The sequence below is a fragment of the Thiohalophilus thiocyanatoxydans genome (genome assembly GCF_004366735.1).
GTDB classification, from domain to species: Bacteria; Pseudomonadota; Gammaproteobacteria; order UBA6429; family Thiohalophilaceae; genus Thiohalophilus; species Thiohalophilus thiocyanatoxydans.
In genome coordinates, this window is the sequence record NZ_SOQX01000001.1 from 635,795 (window position 1) to 656,344 (window position 20,550).

The 20,550-nt window shown below is 56.8% G+C and carries 20 protein-coding genes; 14 read left to right on the top strand and 6 right to left on the bottom strand.

The genetic code is table 11. The features are described 5' to 3' along the window. The first annotated feature begins 1 nt into the window (after position 1). Together EDC23_RS02990 and EDC23_RS02995 are read left to right on the top strand one after the other, a co-directional pair. Positions 2–490, top strand: coding sequence for a c-type cytochrome (locus EDC23_RS02990; protein ID WP_166668754.1), 489 nt, complete (start codon positions 2–4; stop codon positions 488–490). Between the two features lie 226 nt (positions 491–716). Further along, positions 717–1,106, top strand: coding sequence for a DUF302 domain-containing protein (locus EDC23_RS02995; RefSeq protein WP_134080977.1), 390 nt, complete (start codon positions 717–719; stop codon positions 1,104–1,106). Positions 1,107–1,241: 135 nt separating this feature from the next. Here the strand turns inward: EDC23_RS02995 and EDC23_RS03000 are convergent, their stop codons facing one another. After that, a complete protein-coding gene (locus EDC23_RS03000) occupies positions 1,242–1,907 on the bottom strand; it encodes a cell envelope integrity protein TolA (protein WP_134080979.1) in 666 nt (221 codons plus the stop codon). Between the two features lie 276 nt (positions 1,908–2,183). On the opposite strand from EDC23_RS03000, the gene EDC23_RS03005 reads away from it, so the two are divergent. Next, complete coding sequence (locus tag EDC23_RS03005; RefSeq protein WP_134080982.1) at positions 2,184–4,253, top strand: TonB-dependent copper receptor; 2,070 nt, start codon at positions 2,184–2,186, stop codon at positions 4,251–4,253. A gap of 350 nt (positions 4,254–4,603) precedes the next feature. Here EDC23_RS03005 and EDC23_RS03010 read toward each other — a convergent pair whose 3' ends face one another. The 3 genes from EDC23_RS03010 to EDC23_RS03020 all read right to left on the bottom strand — a co-directional run bounded on the left by EDC23_RS03010 (position 4,604) and on the right by EDC23_RS03020 (position 7,251). Then, positions 4,604–5,557, bottom strand: a complete 954-nt coding sequence (locus EDC23_RS03010; protein WP_134080984.1) for a sigma-54 interaction domain-containing protein — start codon at positions 5,555–5,557, stop codon at positions 4,604–4,606. Further along, entirely contained in the window at positions 5,554–6,267 is a 714-nt protein-coding gene (locus tag EDC23_RS03015) for a sulfite exporter TauE/SafE family protein (RefSeq protein WP_134080986.1), read from the bottom strand. Before EDC23_RS03015 ends, EDC23_RS03010 begins: the two co-directional genes overlap by 4 nt. Positions 6,268–6,393: 126 nt before the next feature. Further along, positions 6,394–7,251 (bottom strand): HDOD domain-containing protein, encoded by an 858-nt coding sequence (locus EDC23_RS03020; protein ID WP_134080988.1) that lies wholly within the window; start codon positions 7,249–7,251, stop codon positions 6,394–6,396. Positions 7,252–7,449: 198 nt separating this feature from the next. Between EDC23_RS03020 and EDC23_RS03025 the strand changes: the two genes are divergently transcribed. From EDC23_RS03025 to djlA, 3 genes are all read left to right on the top strand, one after another. Continuing rightward, entirely contained in the window at positions 7,450–9,675 is a 2,226-nt protein-coding gene (locus EDC23_RS03025) for a heavy metal translocating P-type ATPase (RefSeq protein ID WP_134080990.1), read from the top strand. Next, positions 9,672–10,034, top strand: coding sequence for a cupredoxin domain-containing protein (locus EDC23_RS03030; protein ID WP_166668755.1), 363 nt, complete (start codon positions 9,672–9,674; stop codon positions 10,032–10,034). Before EDC23_RS03025 ends, EDC23_RS03030 begins: the two co-directional genes overlap by 4 nt. Before the next feature lie 482 nt (positions 10,035–10,516). Further along, the gene (gene djlA / locus EDC23_RS03035; RefSeq protein WP_134080992.1) at positions 10,517–11,341 is read left to right on the top strand and encodes a co-chaperone DjlA; all 825 of its coding nucleotides are present in this window, start codon (positions 10,517–10,519) and stop codon (positions 11,339–11,341) included. A gap of 421 nt (positions 11,342–11,762) precedes the next feature. Here the strand turns inward: djlA and EDC23_RS03040 are convergent, their stop codons facing one another. Then, entirely contained in the window at positions 11,763–12,230 is a 468-nt protein-coding gene (locus EDC23_RS03040) for a CopD family protein (RefSeq protein WP_134080994.1), read from the bottom strand. 339 nt (positions 12,231–12,569) lie between these two features. On the opposite strand from EDC23_RS03040, the gene rpe reads away from it, so the two are divergent. From rpe to trpC, 7 genes are all read left to right on the top strand, one after another. After that, positions 12,570–13,259, top strand: coding sequence for a ribulose-phosphate 3-epimerase (rpe, locus tag EDC23_RS03045; RefSeq protein WP_134080996.1), 690 nt, complete (start codon positions 12,570–12,572; stop codon positions 13,257–13,259). Positions 13,260–13,403: 144 nt separating this feature from the next. Further along, positions 13,404–14,093 carry a phosphoglycolate phosphatase gene (locus tag EDC23_RS03050; protein ID WP_134080998.1) on the top strand — a complete coding sequence of 230 codons (690 nt, stop codon included), beginning with the start codon at positions 13,404–13,406 and terminating at the stop codon, positions 14,091–14,093. Between the two features lie 120 nt (positions 14,094–14,213). Next, positions 14,214–15,698, top strand: coding sequence for an anthranilate synthase component I (gene trpE / locus EDC23_RS03055; protein WP_134081000.1), 1,485 nt, complete (start codon positions 14,214–14,216; stop codon positions 15,696–15,698). Positions 15,699–15,771: 73 nt separating this feature from the next. Further along, complete coding sequence (locus EDC23_RS03060; RefSeq protein ID WP_134081002.1) at positions 15,772–16,149, top strand: GxxExxY protein; 378 nt, start codon at positions 15,772–15,774, stop codon at positions 16,147–16,149. A gap of 54 nt (positions 16,150–16,203) precedes the next feature. Beyond that, on the top strand, positions 16,204–16,791 hold the full coding sequence (locus EDC23_RS03065) for an aminodeoxychorismate/anthranilate synthase component II (RefSeq protein ID WP_134081004.1): 588 nt from the start codon (positions 16,204–16,206) through the stop codon (positions 16,789–16,791). Positions 16,792–16,979: 188 nt separating this feature from the next. Then, positions 16,980–17,996 carry an anthranilate phosphoribosyltransferase gene (gene trpD, locus EDC23_RS03070; protein WP_134081006.1) on the top strand — a complete coding sequence of 339 codons (1,017 nt, stop codon included), beginning with the start codon at positions 16,980–16,982 and terminating at the stop codon, positions 17,994–17,996. 174 nt (positions 17,997–18,170) lie between these two features. Further along, complete coding sequence (gene trpC / locus EDC23_RS03075; protein ID WP_134081008.1) at positions 18,171–18,968, top strand: indole-3-glycerol phosphate synthase TrpC; 798 nt, start codon at positions 18,171–18,173, stop codon at positions 18,966–18,968. 183 nt (positions 18,969–19,151) lie between these two features. On the opposite strand, the gene crp is transcribed toward trpC, so the two are convergent. Then, the gene (crp, locus tag EDC23_RS03080; protein ID WP_134081010.1) at positions 19,152–19,790 is read right to left on the bottom strand and encodes a cAMP-activated global transcriptional regulator CRP; all 639 of its coding nucleotides are present in this window, start codon (positions 19,788–19,790) and stop codon (positions 19,152–19,154) included. Between the two features lie 216 nt (positions 19,791–20,006). Here crp and EDC23_RS03085 point away from each other — a divergent pair, with 216 nt between their 5' ends. After that, entirely contained in the window at positions 20,007–20,432 is a 426-nt protein-coding gene (locus EDC23_RS03085; protein WP_134081012.1) for an OsmC family protein, read from the top strand. The last annotated feature ends 118 nt before the right edge of the window (positions 20,433–20,550 follow it).

A 20,550-nucleotide genomic window follows, 5' to 3' on the forward strand; every position in this document is an offset into this window, starting at 1 on the left:
GATGCCAGCGATATACACCATTGTGGTGCTTGGTATTGTTGTCAGTCTGGGACTGGCCGGGTGCGATAACTCGGCCAGTTCCAACAGCCAACCGCAAGCCACCCAATCTGCCTCAACGGAAGCCGATATACCGCCACGTAATCAGGATATGCAGCAGATTCTGCGAGGCGGGCGTATCTATCAGCAAAACTGTGCCACCTGTCACGGCAAGCTGGCACAGGGTGCAGAGAACTGGCGGCAGCGCGACGAGGAGGGTAAATTCCCGCCACCGCCGCTGGATGGGTCGGCGCACACCTGGCATCATCCGACCGCCCAACTGATCGAGGTTATTAAAAACGGCACCCTGGACCGGGGAGGGAATATGCCGGCCTGGAAAGATCAGCTCAGCGAACAGGATATTGTCGATGTGCTGGCCTGGATCAAGGCGCAATGGCCCGATGAGATCTATGCCCGATGGTATCGCAATGATCAACGAGCGAAAAACAGATAGGCAAAAAGGGGCATAGGATGCAGGGTGAAGTGGCGGCGGGTGGTTGTTCGGTCACGGGGGCTTCGGTATCCTGATCTGGAACGTCGTGCTTTTGGCCCTCGTCTGGTTGATATACCAGATACCAGGTCCTGGGAACTAGTTACTAGAACCTGTTTGTTGATAGCAATTTCTGTGTTGTCAGGCACAACTGGCGACGCTGAGAATATTTTTACAGAAGGAGAGGATTATGTACGGATTTAACACCAAGGTTTCAGGCGGTTTTGATGAGGCGGTTGAGAAAGTCACCGAAGCACTGAAAGAAGAGGGTTTCGGCGTATTGACCGAGATTGATGTCAAGGCGGTCATGAAAAAGAAACTGGATATTGATAAAAAACCCTACAAGATACTCGGTGCCTGTAATCCGGAACTGGCCAACCAGGCCCTGACCGCCGAATCGGATATCGGTTTGTTATTGCCCTGCAACGTAGTCGTGCGCGAGGAAGAGGATGAGTCGATCACGGTGGCGTTCATGGACCCGCAGGCGGTGCTGGATCTGGTGCAACAACCGGGTATTCATGAGCTGGCCGGGGAGGTCAAGGCACGACTGGAACGGGTACGGGATAGCATCGCCTCCTGAAGAATAAATACTTAGTACTTAGTACTTAGTACTTAGTACTTAGTGCTGAGTGTGTAGGGTGCGTTCTACGCACCAGTAATCCGCCGGCGAAAAATCGTTGCATGGGAGTACTCTGTGGTGCGTGGCTCATTCCCGTCATCGTAATTTATATTCCATTGTATAGTTAAAGGTTCTGTCCGACAGGGATGCCGGCGGTGCCGGGAGGGGTTGTGCTTTGCGGGCGGCCTGGATGGCCGCCTCGCAAAATAACTCATTGCCTTCAAGACATTCGATGTCGCGTATCTGACCGTCGGTGGCGATCATCAGGCGGATCGCGGCCCGACCCTCCAGTTGACGCCGGCGTGCCATAAAGGGGTAATGCTTGTATTGCTCCAGATGACGCAGAAGGCGGCTCTGGTAGGATTCGTCGGCTGATATTCCGCTGCGGACATCCCCGCGCTGTCTTCGTTGCTGTTCCATCTCTTGCGGACGTGCCTCTTTAAATAGCTTCGTGGGTTTTTCTTCCGCGGGCACCTCGTCGTCTGGTTTTGTGGGCGTATCCGGTTTTGCGAGAGTTTCCGTTACCGGAGATGGTTTTGTTTGTTGTTTTTCCTGTTTCGTCTTCGGTTTGGCCGGGTTTTTTGCTAACGGTTCGGACCGGAGTCGGGGGGCCACTACCGGATTCAAGCGGATGTTCAGTCGAGTATTGACCTCCGTCTGATGATGTCCCGGCGAGAGCGTGCCGGGCTGAATCATTACCCCGATGTGCAATCCGATTGAGAGCAGCAGCGTCAGTTTAAAGGCAGGGGTAAGTTGCGTCATGAAAGGCGGAATCAGTTCGGTGGCTTTTTGGCTTGGGTCGATGAAAGCAAACTTTAACGTAATATCATTCCGGCTCCAATGCGGACTTTAGAATGACCAGTAAGCTATGTATTTTACAACGGAGTGATGAATCGACTGTCCTGATACAGGGTGTCTGATAACAGACAGTTTCAAGTTTATTTCTCATGCAAGTCGTTGTTTTGTCGTGACCAGCTCGTGGCACGACATTTGCCTCCCTGATGGTTTTGACGGTTTTTTCAACGGGGAGCAAGCAGTATGCAACGCAGTTACTCTATTTTGTCCGGCATGATATTGGGCTGGTCGATCATCGGCGGTGTTCAGGCGGAGTCGACTTCGATTATTGACGTCGAAGCGGATCGCCATGCTGGATCGGGACAGATGACACAACAGTCGCAGAGTACCGAGCAGGCTCCTCCCGCTGACGGGGGAGAATGGTTGAGGGCTCTGCCGGGTGTTGGTGGTGTCAAGATGGGGGCGCATGGCGTCGATCCGGTCATTCGGGGTCAAAAACAGAATCAACTGAATGTATTGCTCGATGGTGCCTATGTCTTTGGTGGCTGTCCCAATCGTATGGATCCCCCCTCTTCCTACGCCGGTCCGGCAACTTACGATCAGTTGACCGTGATCCGGGGTGTGCAAAGTCTGCTCTATGGCAGCGGCGGTTCCGGAGGAACCGTATTGTTCGAAAGAACGGAACCGGTGTTTACGGAGGATAAAAATTATCGTGTTGAGTTGGGGGCAAACTATGCTTCCAATGGTGATGCGAAAGGCGCGCATGCTGATGTTGCTACCGGCGGTGAATCAGGGTTCGTCCGTGCAATTGTGGATACCAGCTCTGCCAATAGCTATGAGGATGGCGACGGGAACAAGGTACGCTCCGGTTATGACGAGACGGGTGGCGTTCTGGATCTGGGTTATCGTCCCGATGCAGACAGCAAGTTGTCACTCAGTCTGGAGGCAAGCCGGGGTGAAGATATCGAATATGCCGGTGCCAACATGGATGCACCGATCAGCGATCATGACCTGATTAAACTGGGGTACGAAAGCCGTACCGGATCGGGACGGTTCAGCGGCTTTGACGCCGAGCTGTACAGCTCGGCGGTGGAGCATGTGATGGATAACTATTCCCTGCGCACCAACAATAATATGTGGATGCGGGTGCCGTCAGAATCGGATACCACAGGCGGCCGAATCGAGGGGGATTTGCTTCTGGGGAAGGGGCTGTTGACGTTAGGTCTGGATGTGATGAAAAACGACCGCGATGCGACCCGTTACGGTGGTCCCGCCGGCAACGAACCGACAATGATCAACTCTTATATGTGGCCAGGGGTCAGTATCGAGCAGTGGGGGATGGTGGCCGAATATGCCGCCGAGTTGACGCCGGACAAGCGTTATACAGCAGGGTTGCGTATTGATCAGGTGGACGCCTCGGCCAGCAAGGCCGATCTGGAACCGGCGGCGACCTGGGGTGACAGTCCGAATACGCTCTACAGCGATTATTATGGCAAGACGGCGACACCGAGTGATGAAACCAATGTCGGCGCGTTGTTGCGCTATGAGCAGGATCTGGCTGACCAGCCTGTTACCCTGTTCACCGGATTGAGCCGCACCGTGCGTACTGCCGATGCCACCGAGCGCTTCATGGCCTCTGATAACATGACCGCCAGTTCTATCTGGGTCGGCAACCCCGACCTGGAACCCGAGGCACATCATCAGATCGATGCGGGCCTGGATTATCAGGGAGAACGAAGCCGCGGTTCACTGACGATTTACTATGATCGGGTCAACGATTACATCCTGCGGGACCGGGCCCGTGGCCAGGATGGTGTGTTGCGCTCGGATCTGGCAACGGTTTATCGGAATGTGGATGCCGAGCTGTACGGGGTCGATCTGGAAGGATCACATCAGTGGAGTAATCGCTGGTCCAGTGATTTGAGTATTGCCTATGTCCGGGCCACCAACACCACCGAGTCACGACCCATTGCCCAGACGCCGCCGCTGGAAGGCACGCTCAGTCTGGAATACCGCAAAACTGACTGGAGACTGGGTGCAGAGCTACGCGCCGTCGCCGAACAGAGTCGGGTGGAGGATGACATTAACACGGACAGCGGTCTGGACGCGGGTCAGACAGCCGGGTTCACCGTCTATAACCTGTACGGCACTTACCGGCTCAACAAACAGAGCAAGATCAACTTCGGTGTGGATAACGTTACCGACAAGACCTACGCCGAACATCTGAACAAGCCCAGTGCCTTCGACACCACCGTGGTCCAGGTCAACGAGCCGGGACGATCATACTGGGCCAAAGTCAACGTCGTATTTTGAAGAGATAACCACCAAGACGCCAAGACACCAAGTAAAAATTAATTATATAAAAGCCTGGTGTTCTGGTGTCTTGGTGGTGAGCACTTTTATTTTGTTGCGTATTTTTATGAGGCAGGCCAGAGACGTAGGTCAGGTTGCGCACAGCGCTACCTGACATTCCCCATATCGGCAGGGGTGTCACGCCGGCAACGCCGGCGTGACCTGCAGGGTTAGTCAGAGTATAAAGTGGGGATGAGTTTGGAGCAGTCGTTTAGATTCGCCAGTAACCATTTGAACCACGAAGACTCGAAGTCACGAAATGTTTAAATATTTATTTTCTTGGTGTCTTCGCGTCTTGGTGGTGAGCGCTTTTACTCAATGGCGTATTTTTTTATACGGTAGATCAGCGCGCTGCGGGTGATGCCGAGCAGCCGGGCGGCTTTGCTCTGGTTGCCGGTGACGCGCTCCAGTGCCTGGCGAATCATGCTCGCTTCCAGGTCATCAAGCTGTACGCCCGTACCGGGCAGTTGCAGTGAATCCTCCTGACCGGGACTGACGGGACGGACAATCTCCGCCGGGAGGTTGCCGGCATCGAGGCTCTTGCCGGGCAGCAGCACTAACATGCGCTCGCAGAAGTTACGCAGTTCGCGCACGTTGCCGGGCCAGGTGTAAGCCTGCAGGGCCTCAATGGCGGCAGTGGTATAACGGGGCGCATCCAGGCGATGGTAGATCGCCAGGCGTGCTGTCAGCTTGCCCAGCAGCAGTTCGATATCGGAAAAACGTTCGCGCAACGGTGGCAGATGCAGCGGTACCACGTTCAGGCGGTAATAGAGATCTTCACGGAACAGACCTTCCTTCACCAGCGTATACAGATCCCGGTTACTGGCGGCAATGATTCGCACATCCACCTTTTCTGTCGTGGTCTGACCCAGCGGCTGGATCTCGCCCGATTCGAGAAAACGCAGGAGCTTGACCTGTACCGGCAGGGGCAGTTCGGCAACCTCATCCAGAAACAGGGTGCCGCCGTCGGCGGCCTTGAGCTTGCCCGGCTGATCCTGATGGGCATCGGTGAATGCGCCGCGCCGGTAACCGAACAGTTCGGTCTCGACCAGGTTATCGGGCAGGGCAGCGCAATTAATATTGATCATCGGCGTGCGGTTGCGCGAGCTCGTCTGGTGCATGGCCTGCGCCAACAGCTCCTTGCCGGTACCGGTTTCGCCGCTGATCAGGGTGGTGACCTCGGTGGCGGCGATTAACTGTGCCGAGCGCAGGGTGGCAAGAAAGGCCGGAGCCTGGCCCAGTAGATGTGTGAATGCGTCATTCATGGCAAATTTCCCACAGCAACATGTTGATGACCGTGCGCCCAGGTCAGATAAAAGCTTATGATAGCCAATACTATCAACAGTAAGCCCACGCCGATTTTGACCTGGGTCAAGCGGGACAGCCTTGCTATCCATCCGGTTAATATACCGGCGGTCATTACCGAAGGCAAAGTCCCGAGACCGAAACTCAACATGAACAGCGCACCGTAACCGGCGTTACCACTGGTACCCGAGATAATCAGTGCGGAATAAACCAGTCCGCAGGGCAACCAGCCCCAGATCAGGCCGAACAGCCAGGCATGCCAGGGGGAGCGCACCGGAATCAGTTTCTGCCCCCAGGGTTGCAGGCGGCTCCACAGCGGCTTACCCAGATGCTCGACCATGGCAAAACGGGGGAACCAGTCGGCCAGATAGAGACCGATACCGACCATTATGGCGCTGGCGATACCTTGCAGGATCAGGTGCCCGGCATCGGGACTGAGGATATTGAACAGGCTGTCACCCAGCCAGCCCAGCAGGGCACCGGCGGCCGTATAGCTGGTGATACGGCCGAAGTTATAAGCAAAAATGTAGCGCAACAGCTGCCAGCGATGTTCACGGATCGACGGCGGCAGGCTGAAAGTCAACGCGCCAATGATCCCGCCACACATTCCCAGGCAATGCAGACTGCTGAACAGCCCGACGATAAAGGCACTGACCAGGGTAATGTCCATTTAAATCAACGCTCGCCCAGGAAATAAAGCCGCATCATAACATTACTCGACTGCCGCTACCTGTCGGGAGTCGGGAGTCGGAAATCGGAAATCGGAAATCGGAAATCGGAAATCGGAAATCGGAACTCAGCACTCCGTCAGTTCCGGGTGCATCGCCTGCAAAACATACTGCAGCGTCTGCCGGGACTCATCGGTCAGGTCATCCCCTTCGCCGGGGTCCAGATCCAGCATGTCCCAGATACGGGTATCGACAGGCAGATCGGCATTCGGGCTGATAGGAGCTTCAATGGTGTTACCGATGGCGTTGGCCAGATACACGATAGCGGATTGTCGGATGTCGTGTTTCGCCAGGGCGGGTTGATGATGAAGGGCTACCGCTTCGATCACCGCTTCGGGCATGCGCCATTGGTGCAGCAAGAGGGCGCCAACTTCGGCATGGTCCGCACCGAAGAGATCCCGCTCAATGTGGCACAGCCTGTTCTCACCCTGACGGGCCCGGGCCAGAACCTCGCGGGATTTTTCTGGTCCCAGTAAATACATCACCAGTTTACCCATATCGTGGAGCAGACCGGCGATAAACAGGCGCTCGGTATTCGCGATCTGCATGCGTTCGCCCACAGTCCGGGCGGCACTGGCCACGGCGAGGCTGTGGCGCCAGAATTGTTCTGGGGTGACCACGCCTTCGGGGAACTGGTTGTATTGTCTGATCAGGGCCGTGGCCATGACAATGTCTCTCAACCCGTGCGGGCCGACAAGGGTGATGGCCGTGGAAATATCGTCAATCTGTGGTGGCAAGTTATAAAAGGGACTGTTGACGATTTTCAGGATACGGTTTGTCAGTGTGGTATCTTGCTGAAGTATTCCGGCGATATCCGCGGTACTGCAGGCGAGATCGTTGATCATCGTGTTAAGACGCGCGACGATGCCGGGCAGAGTAATCTCTTCCAGGCGGTCATAAAGCCGGGGGTCGATAGCGGGCGCCATGCTGCCGGGGAGTATCCTGTCATTAGTCGATGTGAGCGGGTCCGGATCAGCGTGATCCGTCGCGGTCGATTATAAGGGGGATCCACGCTGTGATAATGAGGCCATTGTGTGAATACTTTCACGTTTTCAAAGTATGGGTTTGAGTCGGGGCAAGTGGCCCGGTCATTCGGCTCCTGAATTAATCAAGAGGTATTGGCGATGAGTGCGACCCGACTCTCCATCAGTGGTATGAGCTGCGCCGGTTGCGTGACCAGTGTTGAGCAGGCGCTGCAGGCGGTGCCCGGCGTCGAGCAGGCGGCGGTGAATTTCGCCGAACACACTGCCACGGTCGAGGGCGATGTAAGCGCTGACAAACTGGTAGAGGCTGTCAAACAGGCCGGTTACGACGCCGCCGAGATGAAAGGGCAGAATGCCGAGGCCGACAAGGAGGCGGCGGAGATGGCCCACTACCGCCGCCTGCTGCGCAAGACCGCGGTGGCGGGGCTGCTCGGGGTGCCACTGGTGATCGGCGACATGGGCGGGCTGTTGCCGGCGCTGAATACCAAGCTGGGCCAGCCGATCTGGCTGCTGCTGGGGCTGCTCACCCTGGGGGTGCTGATCTACGCCGGGGGCCATTTCTTCACCGGTGCCTGGAAGGCCTTTCGGGTCCACAACGCCAATATGGATACCCTGATCGCGCTGGGTACCGGCTCTGCCTGGGTCTATTCCATGGTGGTGGTGCTGTTCCCCGAGACGGTCCCGACCCTGGCTCAGCACGCCTATTTCGAGGCGGCAGTGGTGATCATCGCCCTGGTCAATCTGGGCGGGGCGCTGGAGATGCGCGCCCGGGGCAAGACCTCCGAGGCGATCCGTCGGCTCATTGGCCTGCAGCCGCGGACCGCGCGGGTGGTGCGCGAGGGCAAGGAACAGGACGTGCCCATCGACGAGGTTGGTCTGGGCGAGACCCTGCGCATCCGCCCCGGCGAGCGGATCCCGGTGGACGGTGACATGATCGACGGCCACTCCAGTGTCGACGAATCGATGCTCACCGGTGAGCCATTGCCAGTAGCCAAGCAGGTGGGCGACGAAGTGGTCGCCGGCACCATCAACGTCAGCGGCACCTTCCTGTTCCAGTCCAAACGCATCGGCGCCGACACGGTGCTGGCGCAGATCATCGAGATGGTGCGCCGCGCCCAGTCGAGCAAACCGGCCATTGGCCGGCTGGTGGACAAGGTCGCGGGGGTGTTCGTGCCGGCGGTGCTGCTGGTCGCGGTGGCCACGTTCCTGATCTGGTATAACCTGGGAGGACCGGTATTGCTCAGCCATGCCATCGTCGCGACCGTGACGGTGCTGATCATCGCCTGTCCCTGTGCGCTGGGGCTGGCCACCCCCATCTCCATCATGGTCGGGGTCGGCAAGGCCGCTGAACACGGCATCCTGATCCGTAACGGCGAGGCCCTGCAGCAGGCAGGCAAGCTGGAGGCGATCGTGCTGGACAAGACCGGTACCGTGACCGTCGGGCGTCCGACCGTGACCCATCTGGTGCCGGCGCCCGATTACAGCGAGGAACAGCTGCTGCAACTGGCCGCCAGCCTGGAGCAGGGCTCCGAACACCCGCTGGCCCACGCCATTGTCGAGGCGGCAAAACAGCGCGAGATCACCCTCTCCGAGATCCAGCAGTTCGAGGCGATCACCGGCCAGGGGGTGAGCGCCCGGCTCGATGGTGAGCCGGGCTATCTGGGCAACGCCCGCCTGATGCAGCGCCAGGGCATCGATATCGGCGAACTGGAGGGCCAGGCGCAACAGCTGGCCGGGCAGGCACAAACGCCCATGTACCTGGCCCGGGGTCAGCGGCTGGTCGGCATCGTGGCGGTGGCCGATCCGATCAAGGCGGACTCGAGTGCAGCGATCCGGCGCCTGCAACAGCTGGGGCTGAAGGTGATCATGCTCACCGGCGACAGCGAGGCGACGGCGCAGGCGGTGGCCCACCAGGTCGGGATCGACGCGGTGATCGCCGAAGTCCTGCCGCAGGACAAGAACCGGCATATCGAACAACTGCAGCAACAGGGGCAGATCGTGGCCATGGTGGGCGATGGCATTAACGATGCGCCGGCACTGGCCCAGGCCGATGTCGGTTTCGCCATCGGCAGCGGCACCGACGTGGCCATCGAGAGCGCCGACGTCACCCTGATGCGCGGCTCACTGCATGGGGTGGCCGACGCCATCGCCATCTCCCACGCTACCCTGCGTAACATCAAGCAGAACCTGTTCGGCGCGTTTGTCTATAACAGCCTGGGCATCCCGGTGGCCGCCGGGATTCTCTATCCGTTGATGGGGGTCATGCTGAATCCAATGATCGCCGGCGCCGCCATGGCCATGTCCTCGGTGACCGTGGTGAGTAACGCCAACCGCCTGCGCTGGTTTAAATCGGGAGCCCAATCATGATCTGGCTGGTTAATCTTCTGGGGCTGGTTCTGATGCTGGCCATTGTCTGGTGGTTCTGGCTGGCCAAACCCGCCAGCGTGCAACGCCGCGCTGACAGCGACAGCGTCGATATCCTGGTGGACGACGGCGTCTACACCCCCTCGCGCATTGAAGTCCCCGCCAACCAGCCGATCACCCTGCGCTTTTTACGCAAGGACCCCAGCCCCTGTGCCGAACAGGTGATCTTTTCCGATTTCAACATCAGCGCCGAACTGCCGGTGGATCAATACAAAGAGATCACCCTCACGCCACAGGAAAAAGGCGAATACGACTTCACCTGCCAGATGCAAATGTACCGTGGTACGCTCGTCGTCACATGACGACGAAGGGCCGAGTGACGAGGGACGAGTGACGAGGAAAAAACATTTTGTCTGTAGGAGCGCTCCGTCGTGACAGGGATAGGGTGCGTTCCACGCACCGTCACCCTGGAATCGTGATCAGGTCGTGAAGTATGGGAAAGTGAACCACTAAGACGCGAAGACACGAAGAAGAATATTATTTTATAACTTCGAGACTTCGAGACTTCGAGACTTCGTGTCTTCGTGGTTAAAATGCTTACAGGGGCAGCAGAAAATAGGGGTAGGGTGCGTACTATGTACCATCATCTCGGGATCGAGAAGGGGTCGTGAAATAAGGAAAGAGCAAACCACGAAGACACGAAGAATATTATTTTATAACTTCGAGACTTCGTGGTTAAAATATTGATACAAGCACAACAGAAAATGAGTATGTTTCAGAAAAAATATTATTTGTTGGGGCATTTCCCCTCGTCCCTCGTCACTCGTCCCTCGGCCCTGTTCTTATGAGCTGGTGGGGCAAGGTTGTCGGCGGGGCGTTCGGCTTTATGCTGGGCGGGCCCCTGGGTGCGCTGCTGGGCGGGGTGCTCGGTCATCAATTTGATCGCGGCCTGAACTTGCAGAAACAACTCGGTGGCCCGTCTCGCCCGGGTGAGCAGGAGCGGGTGCAGATGGCCTTTTTCACCGCGCTGTTCTCCACCATGGGGTACGTGGCCAAGGCCGACGGGCGGGTGAGTGAAGACGAGATCGCGATGGCCCGCGGGGTGATGCACCAGATGCGTCTTGATGAGCAGCAAAAACGCGCTGCCATCGAACTGTTTAATCAGGGGAAACAGCCCGATTTTGATCTCGATGCGGTACTGGAGCAGTTCCGCCAGGAGACACGGCGCCGGCGCACCCTGCTGCAAATGTTTCTGGAGGTCCTGACCCATGCCGCCTATGCCGACGGTGTCATGCATCCCAGGGAGCAGAATGTGCTGCGCCATATTGCCCAGCGGCTGGGCTTCAGTGCGGCGCAATTCGAACAGTTACTCGGGATGGTCCAGGCCCAGCGGCAGTTCCATCAGCAACATACCGGCGCCGGCGCGGGTCGCGGGCCGAGCGGCCGGCCGACGGCCGATCAGTTAAAGCAGGCGTATGAACTGCTGGGCGTGAGTGAAGAGGCCAGCGATGCCGAGATCAAAAAGGCCTATCGGCGCCAGATGAACCAGCACCACCCGGACAAACTGGTGTCCCGGGGCATGCCCGAGGAGATGATCAAGATGGCCAACGAAAAGGCCCAGGAGATTAAAGAAGCCCACGAACTGATCAAAAAATCACGTGAAAGTTAAAAAGCCGGCATATCGTTTTGACATAAAAGCACACCACCAAGACACCAAGGCACAAAGAAAATAATAGTTGAATACGTCGGGCATCGAATCTTAGTGGTTAATATCGTTCAGGCAAACCAGCGGTCAGGGTGCAATCCGCGCAACGTCACATCGGAATAGAGTGCGGTGTGAGGTAGGGAAAAGACAAACAAACCACGAAGTCACGAAGTTTTTATTATTAATTTTTACTTGGTGTCTTTGTGTCTTGGTGGTTAAGCTTTTTCAGAGAGTAGGGTGCGTTTCACGCACCGTCACTTCGGAATAGAGTGTGGTCGTAAAGCAAGGACGGCAGTTGACGAAGAGACCAATACACGAAGAACGAGTTAACAATAAAACCTTCGTGTCCTGGTGTCTTCGTGGTTAAGCTTTTGATGTTTCTCGTTCAGCCGAAGTAGCGCCCGCCACTGGCAATGGCCACGGTAATCACCCCCAGCAGGGTATTGAGTCCCACCAGCATCCGGATCTGCCCGAGTTTCTGGCCGCCGGTCGGCCAGTCTTGCAGCAAGACTGCCTGTTTCAGGCGTCGATAAGGCGCAAAGAAGACATGCAGGTAGATCAGGATCATGATAATGCCGATGCCGTTCATCAGGTGGATATAGATCGGGGCGTTGGCAAATCCGCCGAACAGGCTAAACAGCATCCAGTAACCGGTCAGCGGCAACAGGATGACACTGGCCCAGACCCAGGGGAAGAACTTGCCGAAGGTGCCGACCCAGAGTGTCAATCGCACTGGGGGCTCAAGCTGCGTGGCGGCTACAGGGCGCAGGCATACATAGGCAAAAAACATTCCGCCCACCCAGATGACGGCGGAGAGCAAGTGCAGGGCAATCAAGAGACTGTTCATATTCATAAAACGATTCCTTGGGTTTTTATTATTTCAGCGCAGATACGCCGCAAAGCGCGCACTGCCGGCCCTGGCGACGTGTGCAGGGGGCTTTTCCCGAGACCTTGTTCAGCTCATACTAATTAATAAGGTGTCATACAACGTCGGCGCCGTAATACCTTGTATTTTAAAGGGTTTATAGGCCTGTGTCGGCGGCGACCGCTGGCAAAACCAGCCCATATGTTGCCACAAAATGCTGAAAAATCCGAACTGATCAGGTAAAGTCTGCGGTTCATTTTTCCAGCCGGCCGCGCCACGGGCGCGGCCGGCGATATTTTAAATATTATCAAGCGAAGAGGCGAACCCATGGCCGATTATAAAATTGCCCCGTCCATCCTGTCCGCGGACTTTGCCCGCCTGGGCGAGGAAGTGGTCAACGTACTGAATTCGGGTGCCGACATTGTCCATTTTGATGTGATGGACAACCATTATGTCCCCAACCTGACCATCGGGCCGCTGGTCTGCGAAGCCCTGCGCAAGCATGGCGTGACCGCGCCTATCGACGTGCACTTGATGGTCAAGCCGGTGGATCGGATTATTCCCGACTTTGCCGAGGCCGGCGCCACCTACATCACCTTCCACCCGGAAGCCTCCGACCATATCGATCGCTCCCTGCAGCTGGTGCGCGACAGCGGCTGCAAATCCGGGCTGGTGTTCAACCCGGCCACCCCGCTGGATTACCTCAAGCATGTCATGGACAAGGTCGACATGATTTTGCTGATGTCGGTCAATCCCGGCTTCGGCGGCCAGTCCTTCATCCCCGGCACCCTCGACAAACTGCGCGAAGCACGCAAACTGATCGACGAATCCGGTTATGACATCCAGCTGGAAGTCGATGGCGGCGTCAAAGCCGACAATATCCGCGAAATCGCGGAAGCGGGCGCGGATACCTTTGTCTCCGGCTCGGCAATTTTCGGCAAGGGCCAGGACAGCGATCCCAACGGTTATGATTCCATCATCAAACAGATGCGGGAAGAACTGGCCAAGGCGGGTTAACCATAGGGCGGGAAAGTAACGCGGAGTTCGCGGAGCCGCGGAGACGCAGAGCAATGAATTGTTTCGGTTTTGATCGGCAAGCATATTGTCTTCTCCGCGCCTCTGCGACTCCGCGTCCTCTGCGTTTTAATGCAGGAATCTGAAATGCTGAAAAAACCGGAAATGATCTTGATCGATGTGGACGGCACGCTGGTGGACAGTGTGCCGGATCTTGCTTATTGCGCGAATGAGATGATGAAACGGCTGGGCATGCCGGAACCCGGCGAGCCGAAGGTCCGTGAATGGGTCGGTAATGGTGTTGAGCGTCTTGTTCGCCGGACGCTGATCGGCCAGCTCGACGGCGAACCGGACGATGCACTGTTCGATAAGGCCTATCCAGTTTATCTGGAGTTGTATGCCGAGAACACCAGCAAGCGCAGCAAGCCGTATCCGGGCGTCAAGGAAGGGCTGGAGTATCTCAAACAGGCGGGTTACCGGCTGGGGTGCGTGACCAACAAGGCGGAACAGTTTACCGTTCCGCTGCTCAAGGCGTTCGGTCTGTACGATTATTTCGAGATCGTGGTCAGCGGCGACACCTTGCCGAAGAAGAAACCCGATCCCCAGCCGTTGCTGCACGTAGCCGAGTTTTTCGGCGTCGAGCCGTCGCAGGCACTGATGATTGGCGATTCGGTCAGCGATGTGACCGCCGCGCGGGCCGCCGGGTTCCAGATCGTTTGTATGAGCTACGGCTACAACCACGGCGTGGATATCCGCGAGGCGAATCCCGACGCGGTGATCGACTCCATGGCCGAGCTGCCCGATTTACTCAAACAGGCGGCGCGCGGCGCGGCCTGAACGACAACTGTGACCTGAAGATGCCAAACCTGCTGAACAATACCTCTAACCGATGGCGCCACTGGTGAGGCGGTGACTCCGGTTTTTGGTATATGATGGCAACTCTTCAGGTGACAGTTTATGAACGAGACACAATTTCAGGCGTACGCCAATCAGGGCTATAACCGCGTCCCGCTGGTGCGGGAGGTGCTGGCCGATCTCGATACCCCCTTAAGTACCTATCTCAAGCTGGCCGACGGGCCCTACAGCTACCTGTTCGAATCGGTGCAGGGCGGCGAGAAATGGGGCCGTTATTCCATCATCGGCCTGCCCTGCCAGACGGTCCTGCGCATTCACGGCCACGATATTCGCCTCTACCACAACGGCGAGATCATCGAACAGGAACAGGCCAGCGATCCGCTGGCCTGGATCGAAGCCTTTTACGCCCGCTACCGGGTCCTCGAGGACGACCGGTTACCGCGCTTCAACGGCGGCCTGGTCGGTTATTTCGGCTATGACACGATCCGGTACATCGAGCCGCGGCTGGCAACGTGTCCCAACGACGACGCACTGCACCTGCCGGATATCCTGCTGATGGTCTCCGACGAGATCGTGGTGTTCGATAATCTCTCCGGTAAGCTCTATGTCGTGCTCTATGTCGATCCGGGGCAGAGCGGCGCCTATCAACAGGGACAGGCGCGGCTGGATCAGTTGATTGCCCGCTTGCAGGAAACCCCGCCCCGGCCGCCCAAGACGCGCTCGCTGAAGATCCATGAAGACGACTTTGTTTCCGGCTTCACGCAGCAGGGCTTCGAGTCGGCGGTGGAAAAGGCCAAGCAGTACATTGTGGACGGCGATGTGATGCAGGTCGTGCTGTCTCAACGCCTGTCGATCCCCTACGAGGCGCAGCCGCTGGATCTGTATCGCGCGCTGCGTAGTCTCAATCCCTCGCCCTACATGTTCTATCTGGATCTGGACGATTTTCACATCGTCGGCTCCTCGCCGGAGATCCTGGTGCGGGTGGAGGACGAGACTGTCACCGTACGTCCGATTGCCGGCACCCGCCCGCGCGGCAAGAGCGACGAACAGGATCGGGCCCTGGAAGCCGAACTGCTCGCCGATCCCAAGGAACGGGCCGAGCACCTGATGCTGATCGATCTGGGGCGCAACGATGTCGGCCGTATTGCCGAGACCGGCAGCGTTCAGGTGACCGAAAACATGGCTGTGGAGCGTTATTCCCACGTCATGCATATCGTCTCCAACGTCACCGGCAAGATCAAAGCCGGCATGTCCAACATGGACGTGCTGCGCGCCACCTTCCCGGCCGGCACCGTATCCGGCGCGCCCAAGATTCGCGCCATGGAGATCATCGACGAACTCGAACCGGTCAAGCGCGGCGTCTATGCCGGTGCGGTGGGCTACCTCTCCTGGTCCGGCAACATGGACACCGCCATCGCCATCCGCACTGCTGTGATCAAGGACAAACAACTGCACATCCAGGCCGGCGCCGGCATCGTCCACGACTCCGTTCCACGCAACGAATGGGACGAAACCATGAACAAAGGCCGCGCCATCTTCCGCGCCGTCGCCCTCGCCGAAGCCGGCCTGGACGGGGCGCACCGATAGGCTGGTATATTTAACGCGGAGGACGCAGAGTCGCGGAGGCGCAGAGGAATTAAATAATGCAAAGGAGTTGCATATGCACGAAAATGATCTCGCAGGAGAAATAATCGGTGCAGCGATAGAGGTACATCGGATACTTGGTCCGGGACTGCTGGAATCGGCATATCATGAATGCCTGAAACATGAATTACGGATTCGAGGTATCGGATATGAATCAGAGGTTCCAATTCCCCTGGTATACAAGGGGATCGTGGTTGACCAGGTTTATAGAGCTGACTTTATGGTAGATAACAAGGTGGTTGTCGAGCTGAAATCGCTAGAGGAAATTAAAGATATACATAAATCTCAGGTTCTAACCTATTTAAAGCTGACAGGCAGGAAACTGGGGTTGCTTATTAATTTCAGGACGTCATTGATCAAGAACGGTATATATCGTGTTGCAAATAAATTGTAGTTCTCCGCGTCTCCGCGCCTCCGCGTCCTCTGCGTTTTTCGCAGGGAGTATACTATGTTGCTGATGATAGATAATTACGACTCGTTTACCTACAACCTGGTCCAGTACTTCGGGGAACTGGGTGTGGAGGTGCAGGTTTATCGTAATGATCAAATTGCGCTGGACAGGATCGCCGAGTTGAAACCGGAGTACCTGGTGATATCGCCGGGCCCCTGCACGCCGAACGAGGCCGGGGTGTCGGTGGAGGCGATTCGCCGGTTTGCCGGCAAGTTGCCTATTCTTGGCGTTTGTCTCGGCCACCAGGCGATCGGTCAGGCCTTTGGCGGCAAGGTGGTGCATGCGGGCAGTATCATGCACGGCAAGACCTCGATGATCTATCATCATGATACCGGGGTATTTAAAGGTCTGGATAATCCCCTTGAAGCGACCCGCTACCATTCGCTGGTCGTCGATAAGGATTCGTTGCCCGATTGCCTGGAAGTCACCGCCTGGACCCGACAGGATAACCTCGAGTTGGACGAGATCATGGGCGTACGACACAAAGAGCTGGCCATCGAGGGGATCCAGTTTCACCCCGAGTCGATCCTGACCGAACACGGTCATGACATGCTGCGAAACTTTCTGGAGCAAAACCGAAGATAAATTTTACCGCAGAGATGCGAAGATATAATTTTGAATGTTGAATTTTTAATGATGAATTAAGGTCACGACTTTTAATTCAAAATTCAAAACTTAAAATTCAACATTAAGCGTTATTTTGCGTCCTCCGCACCCAAACAACGGGCATAAACGCCTTTGCGGTAAATATTAATTAAAAACGGGGCATAGAAATGGAGATGACAGAAGCGATCAAGGCGGTGACCGAAAACCGCGATCTGACCGGCGAGGAGATGACGCAGGTGATGCGCCTGATTATGACCGGCGAGGCGACGCCGGCGCAGATCGGCGGCTTCCTGGTGGGGCTGCGCATGAAAGGCGAGACGGTGGATGAGATTGCCGCTGCCGCCGGGGTGATGCGCGAGCTGGCCACGAGAGTCAGCGTCAAGGGTGAACATCTGGTGGATACCTGCGGGACCGGCGGCGATGCGGCCAGTACGTTTAATATCTCCACCGCCAGCGCCTTTGTGGTGGCGGCGGCCGGCGGCCAGGTGGCCAAGCACGGCAACCGCTCGGTTTCCAGCCAATGCGGCAGTGCCGATGTCCTCGAAGTCGCGGGCATCAATCTGGACCTGACACCCGATCAGGTGGCGCGCTGTGTCGAAGAGGTGGGCGTGGGGTTCATGTTTGCGCCCAAACATCACAGCGCGATGAAACACGCCATCGGTCCGCGCCGTGAGATGGGCGTACGCACCATCTTTAACGTACTCGGCCCGCTTACCAATCCGGCGGGCGCACCGTACCAGGTGTTGGGGGTCTTCTCCGCGCAGTTGCTGGTGCCGCTGGCGGAAGTGCTTAAAAAGCTGGGCAGTAAACATGTGCTGGTAGTGCATGCCGAGGACGGTATGGATGAGGTGAGCATCGGCGCACCAACCCACGTGGCGGAACTCAAGGATGGCGAGGTCAGCAGCTATACCATCACCCCGGAACAGTTCGAACTGCAGCGCGCGGAGGTGGCTACACTGAAAGTGGACACTGCCGAGGCGTCGCTGGAGGTAATCAAAAATCTGCTCAACAACCAGCCCGGTCCGGCCCGTGACATCGTCCTGCTCAACGCCGGGGCGGCGATCTACGCCGCCGATCTGGTGCCGAGTCTGGAAGCGGGCGTCAAACGCGCCGCCGAGGTCATCGCCGACGGCTCCGCTGCCGCCAAACTTGATGCCCTGGTCGAACTGTCCAGGTCGTTTTAAAAGAAAATATTTCACCGCAGAGGCGCAGAGAACACAGAGGTATAATTTTTAATGTTGAATTTTAAATCGTTAAGCCGGATATAATTCAAAATTCAACACGTTAAGCATTCTGATTTACTTAGTGTTCTCTGCGCCTCTGCGGTAAAAATTGAATTTTCAGGAACCTGTAATATCGTGACAGACACCCCCGACATTTTAAAAAAGATCATCGACCGCAAGCAGGAGGAAGTTGCCGAGCGCCAGCGGTTAACACCGTTCGTAGCACAACAGAATCGTGCTACCGAGGCACCGCCGGTGCGTGGTTTTGCGAAGGCGATCGAACAACGCCTGGCGGATAGCCTGCCGGCGGTGATCGCGGAGATCAAAAAAGCTTCACCCAGCAAGGGTGTGATGCGCGATCCGTTTGTCCCGGCCGACATCGCTCGCTCCTACGAGCAGGGCGGCGCTGCCTGTCTGTCGGTATTGACCGATATTGATTTTTTTCAGGGCAGTGATGAATTTCTGCAGCAGGCCCGTGAGGCCTGTGCCCTGCCGGTGTTGCGCAAGGATTTCATGATCGATCCATACCAGGTTCACGAGGCCCGCGCCATCGGTGCCGATTGTATTTTGCTGATCGTGGCCGTGCTTGACGATGCACAAATGCGTGAGCTGCACGATCTGGCGCGTCAGTCAGGGATGGATGTACTGGTGGAAGTGCATGATGCCGAAGAACTGCAGCGGGCCCTGGCACTCGAAACACCGTTGGTCGGGATCAATAACCGCGATCTGCGCACCTTTGAAACCCGGCTGGAAACAACACTCGAACTGCTGGCGTCGATTCCCGACGATCGTATCGTCGTCACCGAAAGCGGCATCCATACCCCCAACGACGTCAAGCGCCTGCGCGATAACGGCGTCCACACCTTCCTTGTCGGCGAAGCCTTCATGGTCGCCGACGATCCCGGCGCCAGGCTCAAGGATTTGTTTGAGTAGTAATTATACCGGGATTAACGCGGAGGGCGCGGAGTCGCAGAGGCGCGGAGAACACAAAGTAATGTTGAATGTTGAATTAAATATAGCTCTGCAATTCAAAACTTAAAATTCAAAATTATACCTCTGCGACTCCGCGCCTCCGCGACCTCCGCGTTACTTCCCAGAGAGCAGGAAAAGCGGCACTCAGCGGGTGCCGTAGACGACGATAGTCTTGCCCTTGACGTAGATCAGTCCCTGTTCTTCCATGGTTTTGAGGACACGGCCGACCATTTCGCGGGAGCAGCCGACGATGCGGCCGATTTCCTGGCGGGTGATGCGGATCTGCATGCCGTCGGGGTGGGTCATGGCATCGGGTTGTTTGCACAGGTCCAGCAGGGTGCGGGCGACGCGGCCGGTGACATCCATGAAGGCGAGGTCGCTGACCTTGCGACTGGTGTCGCGCAGGCGGGTGGCCATTTGCCGGGCCATGGCAAACAGGATGTCGGGTTGATCCTGGTACAGCTGGCGGAACTTGGCGTAGCTGATCTCCGCCACTTCGCAGGTGGTGCGGGCCCGGACCCAGGCACTGCGGTTGCGCTCCTCGTCGAACAGGCCCATCTCGCCAAAAAAGTCGCCCTTGTTGAGATAGGCGAGGACGATTTCGCGCCCCTCTTCATCCTCGATCAGGACAGAGACGGAGCCGTCGACGATGTAATACAGGACTTCCGAGTCGTCTTCCGCATAGATGATGACGCTCTTGGCCGGATACTGACGCCGGTGGCAGTGCTCGAGGAAACTATCCAGCGAGGGAATACCCGTATTCTCAACCTTGGCCTGAACCATGTTTTTCCTTAAATAGAGTTTGCTGACGTCGGTTGCCGCCTATGTTATACCAATAATGCCTATTTACAATAGACGGGGCGGTTCGCATCATTGAATTGAGAAAATCGTCACCCCGCTGGCGGGTCGCGATGGCAGCGAAATTGCGGCCTGCTTCAGTATAGGAATTTCGAGACCGGTTGCATAGTAAACCAATATAATTTGGAGGGATATAGACTGATGAAGGCGCGGATCAAGTGGGTTGAGGAGGCGACATTTGTCGGCGAGTCGGGCAGTGGCCACGCCGTGGTGATGGACGGGCCTCCGGAGCACGGTGGCCGAAATCTGGGGGTTCGTCCGATGGAAATGCTCTTGCTCGGTATGGGTGGTTGCACCAGTTTCGATGTGGTGAACATTCTGAAAAAATCGCGTCAGTCAATAACCGACTGTTATGCTGAGTTGTATGCCGAGCGCGCCGAATCCGAACCCAAGGTCTTCACCCACATACACGTGCACTTTGTCATCACCGGCAAGGATCTCAGCGACAAACACGTCAAACGGGCGGTGGAGCTGTCGGCGGAAAAATATTGTTCCGCCTCGATTATGCTTGCCAATGGTGGTGTCGAGATCAGCCACGATTATGAAGTAATCGAAACGAACGATTGAATACGCACGCCCACCCCGAATGGAAGCGAATGAAAGGAGCAATCATGCCGTCCACAAATGAAGGCGAAACAGTGCAGATCCCTGCGCCTGATCTGGCTCAGGTTGCCTTTTTCGTACA